Annotated in this window: 13 protein-coding genes and 1 pseudogene; 8 read left to right on the forward strand and 6 right to left on the reverse strand. The window is 62.3% G+C overall.

The annotated features are described in order from the left end of the window. Positions 1 to 36: 36 nt before the first annotated feature. From ACP7DW_RS05925 to ACP7DW_RS05935, 3 genes are read right to left on the reverse strand one after another with little or no spacing between them, the layout of a single operon-like run. Complete coding sequence (locus ACP7DW_RS05925; RefSeq protein ID WP_426054430.1) at positions 37 to 768, reverse strand: molybdopterin-dependent oxidoreductase; 732 nt, start codon at positions 766 to 768, stop codon at positions 37 to 39. A gap of 50 nt (positions 769 to 818) precedes the next feature. Next, the gene (locus ACP7DW_RS05930; protein ID WP_426054323.1) at positions 819 to 1,415 is read right to left on the reverse strand and encodes a cytochrome b/b6 domain-containing protein; all 597 of its coding nucleotides are present in this window, start codon (positions 1,413 to 1,415) and stop codon (positions 819 to 821) included. Further along, the gene (locus ACP7DW_RS05935; RefSeq protein WP_426054324.1) at positions 1,415 to 2,221 is read right to left on the reverse strand and encodes a DUF1223 domain-containing protein; all 807 of its coding nucleotides are present in this window, start codon (positions 2,219 to 2,221) and stop codon (positions 1,415 to 1,417) included. The genes ACP7DW_RS05930 and ACP7DW_RS05935 overlap by 1 nt, the downstream gene beginning before the upstream one ends. A 143-nt stretch (positions 2,222 to 2,364) precedes the next feature. Here ACP7DW_RS05935 and ACP7DW_RS05940 point away from each other — a divergent pair, with 143 nt between their 5' ends. From ACP7DW_RS05940 to ACP7DW_RS05970, 7 genes and pseudogenes are all read left to right on the forward strand, one after another. Further along, positions 2,365 to 2,952, forward strand: coding sequence for a sigma-70 family RNA polymerase sigma factor (locus ACP7DW_RS05940; protein WP_426054325.1), 588 nt, complete (start codon positions 2,365 to 2,367; stop codon positions 2,950 to 2,952). Then, positions 2,949 to 3,596 (forward strand): NrsF family protein, encoded by a 648-nt coding sequence (locus ACP7DW_RS05945; RefSeq protein WP_426054326.1) that lies wholly within the window; start codon positions 2,949 to 2,951, stop codon positions 3,594 to 3,596. The genes ACP7DW_RS05940 and ACP7DW_RS05945 overlap by 4 nt, the downstream gene beginning before the upstream one ends. A gap of 131 nt (positions 3,597 to 3,727) precedes the next feature. Next, a complete protein-coding gene (locus ACP7DW_RS05950; protein WP_426054327.1) occupies positions 3,728 to 5,227 on the forward strand; it encodes a DUF4331 domain-containing protein in 1,500 nt (499 codons plus the stop codon). A gap of 13 nt (positions 5,228 to 5,240) precedes the next feature. Then, on the forward strand, positions 5,241 to 5,489 hold the full coding sequence (locus ACP7DW_RS05955) for a hypothetical protein (RefSeq protein WP_426054328.1): 249 nt from the start codon (positions 5,241 to 5,243) through the stop codon (positions 5,487 to 5,489). 67 nt (positions 5,490 to 5,556) lie between these two features. Further along, the gene (locus tag ACP7DW_RS05960) at positions 5,557 to 6,768 is read left to right on the forward strand and encodes a hypothetical protein (RefSeq protein WP_426054329.1); all 1,212 of its coding nucleotides are present in this window, start codon (positions 5,557 to 5,559) and stop codon (positions 6,766 to 6,768) included. Continuing rightward, positions 6,765 to 7,889 (forward strand): HupE/UreJ family protein, encoded by a 1,125-nt coding sequence (locus ACP7DW_RS05965; protein WP_426054330.1) that lies wholly within the window; start codon positions 6,765 to 6,767, stop codon positions 7,887 to 7,889. Before ACP7DW_RS05960 ends, ACP7DW_RS05965 begins: the two co-directional genes overlap by 4 nt. 23 nt (positions 7,890 to 7,912) lie before the next feature. Continuing rightward, positions 7,913 to 8,538 (forward strand): annotated as a pseudogene (locus ACP7DW_RS05970) (aldo/keto reductase); the annotation flags it as partial. Between the two features lie 191 nt (positions 8,539 to 8,729). On the opposite strand, the gene ACP7DW_RS05975 reads toward ACP7DW_RS05970, so the two are convergent. After that, positions 8,730 to 9,932, reverse strand: coding sequence for a hypothetical protein (locus ACP7DW_RS05975; RefSeq protein WP_426054331.1), 1,203 nt, complete (start codon positions 9,930 to 9,932; stop codon positions 8,730 to 8,732). Between the two features lie 204 nt (positions 9,933 to 10,136). Here ACP7DW_RS05975 and ACP7DW_RS05980 point away from each other — a divergent pair, with 204 nt between their 5' ends. Further along, positions 10,137 to 10,892: a DUF3944 domain-containing protein gene (locus tag ACP7DW_RS05980; RefSeq protein WP_426054332.1), complete on the forward strand. Its 756-nt coding sequence runs from the start codon at positions 10,137 to 10,139 to the stop codon at positions 10,890 to 10,892. Positions 10,893 to 10,929: 37 nt separating this feature from the next. Here the strand turns inward: ACP7DW_RS05980 and ACP7DW_RS05985 are convergent, their stop codons facing one another. Both ACP7DW_RS05985 and ACP7DW_RS05990 read right to left on the reverse strand, forming a co-directional pair. Next, positions 10,930 to 11,388, reverse strand: coding sequence for a hypothetical protein (locus ACP7DW_RS05985; protein ID WP_426054333.1), 459 nt, complete (start codon positions 11,386 to 11,388; stop codon positions 10,930 to 10,932). A 97-nt stretch (positions 11,389 to 11,485) separates the two neighbouring features. Further along, entirely contained in the window at positions 11,486 to 13,558 is a 2,073-nt protein-coding gene (locus tag ACP7DW_RS05990; RefSeq protein WP_426054334.1) for a TonB-dependent receptor, read from the reverse strand. Positions 13,559 to 13,598: the final 40 nt, after the last annotated feature.

Here is a 13,598-nt window from a genome sequence, read left to right on the forward strand (position 1 = left end):
AAGCGACTGCGGTGCTGCAGGTGTTGCCAAAAATGTTCAAGAACCGCCGAACCAGTTATATCCTTGGTTTTCCCAATACCCTCCCGGATACGCGTTCGTGACAAAAATGGCCTGGATATGCTTGGGATTCTTGTAGCCCAGCTTGGTCGGCATGCGCAGTTTCATCGGGTAGCCGTATTTCGGCGGCAATTGCTGGCCGTCATACGTCAAGGCCATGATGGTTTGCGGATGCAGGGCCGTGGCCATGTCGATGCTCGTAAAATAATCGTCGGCGCACTGGAAACCGATGTATTTGGCCGTCGTGTCGGCGCCCACGCGCTTGAGGAAGTGGGAAAACGGCACGCCACCCCACTTGCCGATGGCGCTCCAGCCTTCCACGCAGATGTGGCGCGTCACCTGCGTTTCCTGCGGCAGGGCGCGCAGCTGCGGCAGGCTCCACGGCTTCTTGTCGGCGATCAAGCCGCTCAATTCCAGCCGCCAGGCGTCGCCATCGACCTCTTCCACCTCGTCTTCGCCGTAATACGCGTTGAACGGAAACGGCCGCGTGATCATGGAATCGGGATACGTCGGCGCCAGTTTGTTCGGGTCGAACAGCCAGCCCTGCACCCGGTCATTCATGCGCGAGACGGCCGTCAAGGCGGTCTCGATGCTGGACGGGTCATTGATGTTGCAACCGGTCAGCAGCGACAGGCCGCCCAGAGTCAGGCTGCGCTGCAGGAACAGGCGGCGCGACGGCTGCTGGATCCGGCGCAGGGCGTCGGCCAGCATGGCCTGGCCCTGCTCTTGCACGATGATGGTTTTTTTCATGATGGTTTCCTTTAACGTCCGCGCAGCATGGCGACCAGGGTGCGCGGCACCAGCGCCACCATCAGCAGGTGCACGCCGACAAAGCCCATCAGCAGCGCCATGGCGATGAAGTGGACTCGGCGCGCGCTCTCGTAGCCGCCGATGAGCTCGCGCAGCAGGGGAAACTGCACGGATTTCCACAGCACCAGGCCGGACAGCACCAGCACGATGCAGTCAAGCATGACGAACAGGTAGGCGGCGCGCTGCACCATGTTGTAATGGCGCGGGTCCGCATGGGCCAGCTTGCCCTTCAGCGCGGCGGCGGCATCGGCCAGCAGCGCGCGCGGCGACAAGGGGAAGAACTGGCGCCGCAGCCGTCCCGAGACGATATTGATGATGAGATACAGCAAGCCATTCGCCACCAGCAGCCACATGGCGGCGAAATGCCATTGCAGCGCGCCACCGAGCCAGCCGCCCAGGGTCAGCGCGCGCGGCAGTTCGAACGGGAAGAATGGCGCCGCGTTATAGATGCGCCAGCCGCTGGTGGCCAGCACGACCACGGCCACGGCATTGAGCCAGTGCGTCAGGCGCAGCCAGGCGGGGTGGATCACGCTCGCTGGTGCGTTCATCACAACACTCCTTTCGTACATTGCGCCGTGCTGACCGCTTGCAGGATGGCGCTGCTGTCGGCCCGCTGCACGAAAGCCACCACTTGCAGCTGCTCCGGGCGCCAGCTGGCGGGAAGTTGCACGTCGCGGCGCAGCCGGGCGCGGCCCTGCGCCAGCGCAACCGGCCCCAGCCACAGGCGGACGGCCGCATCGTGATGCAGGGTGACGCCGCGGTTTTCGCCGCGCAGCACGGTCGAGACGATGGCGCTTTCGCTGATGGCCACATACAGCTGGCCGCCCGTCTGCGCATCCGGTGCGCTGGCATCGGCTTCAATCACCAGTTTTCCGCCCGGCCCCGGCGTGGCGGACAGGCCGATGGCGACGGGCGCGGCGGTCGCATTGATGCGGCGGATGGCGGCCGGCAGTTGCGTATGCCAGCTGCGCAGCTCCGTGCCGCCGACGAAAAACTGGGGCGTGTAAGCCACATGGCGCGGCTGGTGGCGCAGCAGCTCGGCCTGGCGCACATCGAATTGCGCCTGCGCCAGCGGGTCCGTCCAGCCGATCTGGTCCCAGTACGTGACGTGCAGGGCCAGCGGCACGATCAGGCTGGACGCGCCCGCTTCCTGGCGCAAGGCGCTCAGGCGCTGGTCGGCGGGCGGGCAGCTGGAGCAGCCTTCGCTGCTGTACAGCTCCACCAGCGCCGCCGTCCGCGGCCCGCTTTTCACCGTACAGCGCTGGCTGGAAGCCATTTGCGCCATGGCAGGGGCGGCCACAGCCGTGCTCAGCACGGGTAAAAGCAGTGTTGCAAGGCGGTGCTTGATGTCCATGGTCTTTCACCGGTATAGTAAATTAAAGGCGGAGAAGTAGAAGCGTGCTTGCCTGTCAATTCGCCGCACCATGCGGATTGGTTACAGCCGCCAGCAAATAATTCGATATTTATTTTTTTCAACGCCTGTCACCAAAGGCCTGCATGCAACGAATACCTGTCAGTGAGCACCTGCATGGCACGGAATTGCGGCTGCATGGCTTGATGCTGCGCGGGCTCGAAGGCGATGCGGCGGCGTACCGCAGTTTTTTGCAGGCAAGTAGCGCCCATTTGCGCGCGTTTTTCCGGCGCCGCCTGCAGCGCTGGCCGGACGAGGTGGAAGACCTGGTGCAGGAATGTCTGCTGGCCATCCACAACCAGCGCTTGACGTACGACACGGGCGTGCCGCTGACGTCGTGGATCCATGCGATCGCGCGCTACAAAATGATCGACTGGCTGCGCCGGCATGGGCGGCGCGAGGCGCAGCACCAGCCGTATGACGAAGAAGATAGCGCGCAGGAACTGTTTTCCAGCGCCGATGCCGAGGCGGCCGAAGCCAGCCGCGACCTGGGCAAGCTGCTGGCCACCTTGCCGGCGCAGCAGCGCGACGCCATCGTGCATACCAAGCTCGACGGCTGGTCCGTGCGCGACACGGCGGCCGCCATGAGCATGTCGGAAGCCAGCGTCAAGGTGGCCGTGCATCGCGGCTTGAAGGCGCTGGCGGCCAATTTAAGGATAGGAAGCACATCATGAAAACCGATGACTTGATCGCCATGCTGGCCAGCGGCCCCGACGTGGCCGCCGCAGCGCCGCCCGGCACGCACTGGCGCGCCGCAGGCACTGTGGGCGCCGGCCTGCTGGCCAGCGTGGCGCTGATGGCCATGCTGCTGGGTGTGCGCCCCAACCTGGAACAGCTGGCCCTGCTGCCCGATTTCTGGATCAAGGTGGGCTTTGTCGTCTGCCTGTGCCTGGCGGCCTGGCACGTCAGCCGCCGCCTGTGCGTGCCGGGCGCCAGCACACGCGCCCTGCCCCTGCTGCTCGCCATGCCCCTGCTGTTGATGTGGGCGCTGGGCGCCATCATCCTGCAGGAAACGCCGCCCGAACAGCGGGCCGAACTGTTCTGGGGCGCCACCTGGCGCAGTTGCCCCTTGCTGATCGCCACCCTCTCGCTGCCCATCCTGGCCGCCGTGCTGCGCCTGATGCGCCAGCTGGCGCCGACCCGCCTGCGCCTGGCCGGTGCGGCTGCAGGCTTCGCCGCAGGCAGCCTGGCGGCGCTCGTCTACTGCCTGCACTGCCCCGAGCTGGCGGCCAGCTTCGTCGGCTTCTGGTACGTGCTGGGCATGCTGGTGCCGGCCGCCATCGGCGCAGCCATCGGCCCCACAGTGCTGGCCTGGTAAGCGGCCGGCAAGGTGACATGACTACTTTGACAAAGAGTTGAATCCGTTTTTTTCCCCCGTTCGTATAAGTCAGGCAGCCTGCAGTTTCTTGGACTTGTCTGTCAACGCCAACAACAATCGGGAGAATCGAAATGTCTTTGTCACTGTCAAAAACCACCGTGGGCGCCGCCCTGCTGGGCAACCTGCTGGCCTTCGCCATCGCGCCAGCGGCCCATGCCTCCAGCCACCGCGAAGCGCCGTTCATCACGCAAGCCCCGAAAGTCGACGCCACCGACTTCTATATGTTCCGCAGCTATGAGGCGGGCCGCGGCGCCTACACCACCCTGGTGGCCGACTATATTCCCCTGCAAGACGCCTATGGCGGCCCGAACTACTTCGCCATGGACCCCAATGCCCTGTATGAAATTCATATCGACAACAATGGCGATGGCAAGGAAGACCTGACCTTCCAGTTCCGCTTCACCAACACCATCAAGGATGGCCAGTTCACCGTGGGCGGCAAGAAAGTCTCGATTCCGCTCGTCATCAACGGCGGCGCCATCGATTCCGTCAACCCGGCCGGCCTGAACGTGCGCGAAACCTACAGCGTGACGGTGGTGCGGGGCGACCGCCGCACGGGTACGCGCAGCAGCGTGACCAACGCCAGCGGTGGCGGCACGACCTTCGACAAACCCGTCGACAATATCGGCAACAAAGCCATCCCCAACTACGCCGCGTATGCCGCGCAGCACGTCTACGCGGTCAACATCCCCGGCTGCGCCACGCCGGCGCGCATGTTCGTCGGCCAGCGCAAGGACCCGTTCGTCGTGAACCTGGGCGAAACGTTCGACTTGATCAACATCAAGGCGCCCGCCACGGAATTCGCCGCGAATGCGGAATCGGCCGCCAGGGATGACCTGGCGCGCAAGAACGTCACGGCCATCGAGATGGAAGTGCCGACCGCCTGCCTGACGGCCGGCAGCGACCCCGTCATCGGCGGCTGGACCACGGCCAGCCTGCGCCAGGGCCGTCTGCTGAACCCGGCGCCGGGCACGAGCACCACGGCGTCGAAGGAAGGCGGCGCGTGGGTGCAGGTGTCGCGCCTGGGCATGCCGCTGGTGAATGAACTGGTGATCGGTCTGAAGGACAAGGACCGCTTCAACGCCAGCAAGCCGTCGGGCGATGCGCAATTTGCCGACTACGTCACCAACCCGACGGCGCCGGCCCTGGTGGAAGTGCTGTTCGGCTCGGCAGGCGCCAAGGCGCCCACCAACTTCCCCCGCAACGATCTGGTGGCCACCTTTTTGACGGGCATCAAGGGCGTGAACCAGCCCGTCACCGTGACGGCATCGGAAATGCTGCGCCTGAACACCTCGATCGCGGCCACCAATGTCGGCGCGCAAAACCGCCTCGGCGTCATCGGCGGCGATAACGCGGGCTTCCCGAACGGCCGCCGCCCCGGCGACGACGTGGTCGACGTGGTGCTGCGCGTGGCGATGGGCAAGCTGTGCACGCTGAACATCGGCTGCGCCCCGGCCGACGCGCCCGCCGGCGGCCTGCACTTCACGGACGGCGCCTTCCTCGATGAAACCTTCTTCACGGCAGGTTTTCCTTACCTGAAAAATCCCGTGGCCGGTTCGCCGCAGCTGTAACCAGGAGAACGCGATGAAAAAGCTCTATGTAGTCAGCGCCCTGGCGCTTGCCTCCCTGCTGGCCGGCTGCGGTGGCGGTGGCAGCAGCCATGGCGGCGATAACGGCAACGGCGGCACCACGCCGCCGCCCGTGGTCCTGCTCGATGCGTTTTATGTGGCCGTCAGCAACGTCATTGTGACCACCAGCGATGACAAGGATGGCGTGGCCATCGACGCCATCATGGCGACGTCGCCGGAAGACACGGAGCCGGTGCCGCTGTAAGCCCCTTGCGGGCGCCGGGAAGTCCGCTCTCCGGCGCCCACATCAATGACTGTTGATGGCATCCATGATGAAAACACTGATCCCCCTGCTGTGCGCCTGCCTGCCCTTGCTGGCAGGCGCCGCGCCCTACACGCCGAAGGATGGCGGCGCCGTCATCGAACAACTGCCGCGCCGCGCCGACGCCACGCAGAGTGAGCTGCGCGGCCTGCGCCAGCGGCTCGATGCCACGCCGCGTGACCTGGACCTGGCGGCAAGCCTGGCGCAGCGCTACATCGCCCTGGCGCGCAGCGAAACGGACCCGCGCTACCTGGGCTACGCGCAAGCGGCGCTGGCGCCCTGGTGGCGGCAGGCGGCGCCGCCCGTCCCCGTGCGACTGCTGCGCGCCACCATTTTGCAAAGCACCCACCATTTCGGCCCCGCCCTGCAAGACCTTGACGCCGTCATCGCGCAGCAGCCGCAAAACGCCCAGGCCTGGCTGACGCGCGCCACCGTGCTCACCGTGCAGGGCGACTACGCGCAAGCGACAGCGGCCTGCGCCCGCCTCTCCACCCTGACGACGCAGCTCGTCACCGTCACCTGCCTTGCCAGCATTGCCAGCGTCACGGGCCGCGCCGCCAGCAGCGAGCGCCTGCTGGACCTGACCCTGCAAAGGAGTGCCGGCGCGGCGCCCGAACTCGATAGCTGGGCCGCAACCCTGCTGGCGGAAATGGCCGCGCGGCGTGGCGAGAACGCCATCGCTGAAGCGCGCTACAAAACAGCGCTGGCGCGCCAGCCGCGCGACAGCTACCTGTTGGGCGCCTATACGGATTTCCTGCTCGACCAGCGGCGCCCGCAGGAAGTCGTCAGCTTACTCAAAGACCAGCAGCGCATCGACGCCCTGCTGCTGCGCTACGCGCTGGCCCTGCAAGCGCTGCCCGGCCAGCAGACGGCCTTCCTGGCGGCGAAAGCGGAACTGGCGGCCCGCTTCAATGCCGCCATGCAGCGGGGCGACACCGTGCACCAGCGCGAGCAGGCGCGTTTCGCCCTGTTCCTGCAGCAGGATATTGCCGCCGCCGTGCAGCTGGCGCAGCAGAACTGGGCCATCCAGAAGGAAGTGCCCGACATGCGCATCGTGCTCGAAGCGGCCCTGGCCGCGCGCAATGACGGCGCGGCCCAACCGGTGCTGGCCTGGATCGCGGCCAATGGCGTGGAAGATGTGGCACTGCAGCGCCTCGTCAGGCAGCTGCGGCCGCAGGATGGACAGAAAATTAGTACCGAGAAGAAAGCAGGTGTCCTGTGAAACGCTGCCTTGTCATCCTGCTGCTGTGCGCCTGGCTGGCTCCCGCGCAAGCCCACAAGCCCAGCGACAGTTATCTGAGCCTGGCGGTGCATGGCCAGCAAATCGAAGGGCAATGGGATATCGCCCTGCGCGACCTCGATTTCGCCATCGGCCTCGATGGCAATGGCGACGGCGCCCTGACCTGGGATGAAATCCGCGTGCGCCACGCGGCGATCGCCGCCTATGCGCTGCGGCGCCTGCAAGTGGCCAGCGACCGGGGCGCGTGCCCCTTGCAAGCCGTCGAGCAGCTGATCGACAAGCACACGGACGGCGCCTACAACGTGCTGCGCTTTCGCGCCGACTGCCCGGATGGCGCCGCGCCAGCCAGTGTGACCATCGGCTACACCCTGTTCGCCGACCTCGATCCGCAGCACAAGGGCTTGCTCAAGATCAATAGCGGTGGCACGACGCAAACGGCCATCTTCGACCCGGACAGCCCGCGCCAGACGCTGTCCCTGGCCGCGCCCGACCGCCTGGCGCAGTTCGGCGCCTACGTGAAACACGGTATCTGGCATATCTGGATCGGCTATGACCATATCCTGTTCCTGCTGTCGCTGCTGCTGCCGGCCGTGCTGCTGCCGGGCTTGCGCGAGCAGCAGCAGCAGCGATTGAAAGCGGCGTTCCATGACGTGCTGAAGGTCGTCACGGCGTTCACGCTCGCCCATTCCATCACCTTGAGCCTGGCCAGCCTGTCGCTCGTGTCCCTGCCGTCGCGCTGGGTGGAATCGGCCATCGCCGCTTCCGTGATCCTGGCCGCCCTGAACAACCTGCTGCCGCTGTTCCGCGGCAAGCGCCCCGTGGCCGCGTTCGCCTTTGGCCTGATCCACGGTTTCGGTTTTGCCAGCGTGCTGCGCGACCTGGGCTTGCCCCAGGGATCATTGCTGGCCAGCCTGCTGGGCTTCAACGTGGGCGTGGAAATCGGCCAGTTGGCCATCGTCGCCGCCTTTTTACCCGTCGCCTGGCTGCTGCGCAAGACCTGGCTGTACCGGCAGGTGCTGACAATCGGTTCGCTGGCCATCGCCGTGGTGGCGGCCGTGTGGCTGGTCGAACGGCTGGCTGATATCAAGCTGATCAGCGCATGAGCGCGCCCGATTCATTAGGGCATAAGCTGTTCGTCACCAGCAAGCCGTGGGTGCAGGATACGGGCTGCGAGCGCACACGCCAGGCCATCGCGCAGTCGCTGCGGTGCCTGCAGCTCGATTATCTGGACCTGTTCCTCATCCACCAGCCATTCGGCGACGTGCACGGCTCCTGGCGCGCCATGCAGGATGCGTATCGCAGCGGCAAGCTGCGCGCCATCGGCGTGAGCAATTTCCAGCACGACCGCCTGATGGACATCATCGCCTTCAACGACATCGCGCCCGCCGTCAACCAGATCGAAGTGAACCCTTTCCACCAGCAGGCGGTCGGCGTGGCCTTCATGTTCGAGCAAGGCGTGCAGCCGAAGGCCGCAACCATCTGTTCACGAATGAGCTGCTCCAGGGCATCGCCGGCAAACACGGCAAGTCCGTCGGCCAAATCGTCCTGCGCTCGCTGACGCACCGGGGCGTGGCCGTGCTGGCCAAGACCCTGCGCCCCGAGCGCATGGCGGAAAACCTGGCGATTGTCGATGTTGACCTTGACGAGGGGGACATGGCCGCCATCGTCCCCCTGGAAGCGGGCACCAGCAGCTTCTTTTCCCACCGCGACCCCGCCATCGTGCAATGGATGGCGGGACGCAAACTAGAGATTCAAAAGAAAGCCAAGCGGTGCAGCTATATCATCACGAGCCAGCAGCTAAGTAGGTCGTGGGAAATTATTGTGAAGTTATGACGAACAGAAGCGGATGCTTTGCAAGGCGCCCGCTGCGACGCAGTGCGAGCACTGCTAGCAGCGGGCAACACCGCAGAGCGCCGGTTATGCAAGTCAGAAATCACAATAATTTATTGCGACCTACTTGGCTTTGCTTCCTGCACATCCAATTGCCTTACTCCCTCCAAAATACCGTCTTGATACTGGAAAAGAAGACGAACCGGCTCATCGTGCTTGAGCAAAAGCCCGGCACTATCATCAACGGCATCTTTTACAACGGCCTGACTCTGCCTGATTTTCAAAACCATATCGGCCAATTGTTTGCTCAAGGCATCGCGCCTGCGTTTGAGTGTATTTTGGGAATTAAATAAAGAAGATATATTTTGAATTTCCAGGCTGATCGACGCGCATAATCTGGGGGCCAATCCGCCGAAATCCTCAATCGCTTGTTGAAGATCGGCATGTCGGGCTTCCTTGAGTTTTGGCTCTCCCGGAAAGAGGGAAAAAACATGCCAAGCGCAGATGCGAGTACGGATGCACAGTGCCAGATGTTGTAGCAAATTTTCCTGCTCTCTGATTTTTTTGGAAATATTCAATGCCAGTTCTTCTGTCCCCACTGTCTCAGCGTGCGGAACCGTTTTTTCGAAGCCCTGTATTAATTCCATGTACATATGGTTACTTATCGAAAGTAGATCTCTTTCGCATCGTTCAAGTTCGGTTCTTACGCTTGCCGGAATCTCCCCTGCTTCCAAGGCAAGGCGTGCCTGATCGAGATAACGGTAAGTGCCCTGTATCTGTGACGTGCGCTCCTGGTCCAGGAATCGTGAGAGATGCTCGACACCTTCACCAATCTTATCGAGCTTCTTGCTTATATCGGCAAGATGTTTTTGCGCCACCACGACAGATGCGATCTGCCAAACGGCTCCGGCATTGACCATGTTCTGTAATTTTTCAGTAGTAAACAGTCGCGCATGCTCACTTACGCCTTTGCCACCCATGGTAAAAGCCCGGAAGCCATTGCCATCGGAAGCGCGGACCAGATCACCATTCACAACAACTTCCATTAACTGTTTGCCGTTCACTTCCTTCGCCGCAAGCACCGCTGGCAATGCCTGAAGCATACTGCCAAGGTGACCAATCGTGGCTGCTCCCGTTGAGATACCTCCACGTAAAACCTGATCAAACACGGAAAATTGCTCGCTGGACTTAATAGTGATAAGCGCATGATCGAACTGGTCTGCAATAACAAGTACGGCATCCTGCTGCAATGGCACCTCTTCAGCGATGGCATCTGATCGATTGCCGGATGATGTCTTTCTTTTCGGGTTTTTCATAAATTCAAGTCCGTTGAGCAGTAATTTTCTTACCCAAGGTAAGAGCTACAAAATGGCAGCATCAATAAGTAGAGATAAGCATACTCCCAAGAGTATTTATCAAGGTAAAATGCCGGGTTGCAACGGGTGACAGTTTACAGATTATTGGCCTACCTATGCAACGAATAGCTTTACACATATCGACATTTTTTGACAAGGAAAATTATGGCATACCGGTATGATCCAGATCTGGAGTTTCTCGAAAAAATTGATTCTATCGACCTTAACGACCTGGTCTCGTGTCTGACGCATGACAAGGATGGCTCAGCTAGACTAACAGAAGAACTGACCGGCACGCAATTGTATAAAAAACATCACCCTGATCATCATCAATACTGGGAATTGATCGCAGCTGAAATTCAGTGTTTTGGAGCAAATACCTTCGTGACCTTGTTCCGAGGTGGCAAGGGAGTCGAATATCGCGAGATACTGATTGACGTATGTGACAAAATGAAAGTCAACTATAACAAAGACTCTTCTGTCGAAGTCATTGAAAACAATCTTTTGCTGAAAGTTTTGAAGGATGCACTTGACAAAATGCCGGCCGATGAGTTGCGCAAGCTTGCAGAATCCGTGGGCATGAAGAATATTCATCTTTTCACACCAGAATCCATGCTGGGCGTGTTTCAAGCCGTTTTCCGTGCAGGCGGATTCAAATCCTACCAACTGACGCTGGTCATTGTTAATGCTATTCTGAAAGCAATGATTGGACGCGGACTCAGCTTTGCCGGAAACGCCGCTTTGACACGGAGTGTTGCAGTTCTAACAGGGCCAATCGGGTGGGCAATTACCGGCGCTTGGACAGCTGTGGATATTGCAAGTGCAGCATATCGTGTGACGATTCCTGCTGTGATACAGATCGCCGCCTTGCGTCAAAAACATCTGTACGGAAGCCAAGCTGACGATACTTCATTCAGCTAAGAGCTATCAGATGCACACCGCGCCCGCCTGGTGTTATTCACAAGGCGCTATCCGGCGCTCTGGCTGGCGCGGGATCGTACAAGGCGGCATCGAGACGCAGGCGGGTGACCACGCACAGCGGTTCGCGCACGGCGGCAAGCAGGTTCAATGCCGCAAAGCTGCTGTCCGCGACGACCACGATGGACCACTCTGGCAACCATCGCTTGACCATCCATAGTAATTGCCGAGCCCGGTCGGTGAGCTTGTTGGGGCGGCGTTTACGGACCAGGTAGTAACGCTCGGACGGCGCCAGCACAAAACCGAACTTCGGCCATGCCCATGACGCGCTGTACGGCGGCGACAGTGCGCGGACCAACGACCAGGATGGTACCGCCCAGCAACATCTGCGCCAGCGGCCAGGTTCGCGTGGAAAACAGATCGGAAAATCCGACAATGGACTGCGTAAGCCCGGATGGTAAAACTGCCATGATGAACCTCTCGTGGTGAAGTTGGTCAATCAATGACAGTGCATCCAGGGCTTACGTTCCCACTATCCAGATTCAAAATTGGATAAAGTCCAGCTAAGTTATCGGTCATGCCCCAGTCTACCGTTGTCAGAACGCGTACGACAAGGTCAGGCGCGCGGACCGGGGTTCGACGGGATGGAAATGCCGGTCGTTCACGCCATCTTGCGCCTCGCCAGGCAGGCGCGACGCATAGTAATAGTCGATGTCGCTGGCGCGCTTGTTGAACAGGTTGAACACGTCGAGCGACAGCCGCGTCCTGCGGTTGAGCTGATACGCGAGGCGCGCATACGCCAGGGTGGTCGAGGCGGAGCGCACGCTATTGTCCTCGATCAAGGGCCGGGGGCCAAAGTAGCGCAATTGAAACGCGCCCGACCACGGACCACGGTCCGTCACGGTCACGCCGAACGAGGCCACCTTGTCGATGGCGCCCGGGATATGGTTGCCGGCGGGATCGTCTTGCGTGTAGCGCGAGCGCGAAGCGGCCAGGTCCAGGTCGAACAGCAGCCACGGCGCGGCAATATAATGGTTGTTCCACTCGATGCCATGGCGGCGGCTGGCGCGGCTCGCTTGCGTTTCGCCCGCGTCGCCGACGAACAGCAGTTCGGACGCGAGATCGAGGCGCCACAGGGCCAGCGAACTTTGCAGACCCGGCAGCCATTCCGTGCGCGCGCCCAGTTCCATGCCCTTGGTGGGCACCAGCGGCGTGACGGGCGTGGACGGCCTGCCGTCCGGCAAGCGTGTCTGCGTCGTGCCGCGCGCATCGTTGCTGTGGAATCCCTTGCCATAATTGGCAAAAAACTCCCACTTGCTCCATGGCCCCAGGATCAAGGACAGCTTGGGCGAGACCACATGATCGCCCGCCGCGCCGCTGTTGCCCTCCACGCTGCTGTCGACCTTGAAACGGTAGGCGTCATAGCGCACGCCCGCCACGGAACGCAGCCAGGGCAGCCATTGCACCGTGTTTTCGCCATACACGCCGATGCTGGCCTCGCGCACCCTGTCTTCGCGCACGGTGGCTTGCCGGATGCGCTCCACCGTGCTATACAGGCCCACGGGCGACAGCCGGTCGACACGGCCCTGCACGCCGAGCTTGTTGCGCAGGGGAAGACCGAACAGCTGCATGGTCCAGCTTTCGCTGGCGTTCACGCCCGCCAGCGTGCGCCGCTCGCTTTGCTGGAACTGGTCGCCGGTGGCCGGATTGGCCAGGAAATACGTGAAATCGCTGTTCAGTTCCAGCTGCGAGCGGATCAGGTAGGCGTCCAACTCGAACAGGCGGTTCTGCGTGCGCTGGCGCATGGCGTAGGACAGGCTGGTGCGCGAGGTGTCGCCGCCGTCGCTGGGCGCCAGCGAGCCGAAGCGGCCGATCTGGCCGGACGCGACGGCGCGCAGCGGCACCTGGTCGGTGGCGTTCCAGCTGTTTTTGTAGGCCATGGCCGTCACGCTGAAGCCGTCATTGGCCGTGCCCTGGCTGTAGCGCAGCACGCCGCTGTATTTGCGCACGCGCTCCGGCACGTCCCAGGGACCGTGGTTGCGGTGTACTTCCAGCCCGTACAGCAAGGTGCCCGGCCCGGCAGCGACGGAATCGGCCACGACGCCGCGCAGATAGCCGTGCTGGCCGATGGACACGCTGGCCTGGCCTTGCGGCAATTTGTCGGCCAGGCGGATGCGCGCGCTGCCTGCCGAGGCAAAATCGCCTTCGCCGGCGAAATACGGCCCCTTCTTGTAGTCGATGCGCTGCACCAGCTCGGGAATGAGGAAATTGAGGTCGGAATAACCCTGTCCATGCGCGTGCGTGCGCATGTTGACTGGCATGCCGTCGACATGGGTGGCGAAATCCGTGCCGTGGTCGAGGTTAAAGCCGCGCAGGAAATACTGGTTGGCCTTGCCGTCGCCGCTGTGCTGGGTGACGATCAGCCCCGGAACGAATTCCAGCAACTCGGCCGTGCGCAAGGCGGGCCGGTTGACGATCAGCTCGTTGGTGATGACGCCCTGGCTGGCCGCGTCCGAGGTGCCGACGGCGTTGTCGTAGTGGCCCGTCACGCGCACGGTGCGCTGCTCTTCCGTGGATGGGGCGGCCTGCGGCGTGGCCCCCGCCCTGGACGCTGCGGACAGCAGCGCCAGCGCACAAGCTGCCAGCTGTTTGCGTTTTCTCAATGGCATGGCGTCTCCCCTTTTTATGATGTCAGTACAGGCTCCTGCG

Origin of the sequence: Janthinobacterium sp. PSRC1-1 (assembly GCF_049897525.1) — a bacterium.
Lineage (GTDB): Bacteria > Pseudomonadota > Gammaproteobacteria > Burkholderiales > Burkholderiaceae_D > Janthinobacterium > Janthinobacterium tructae.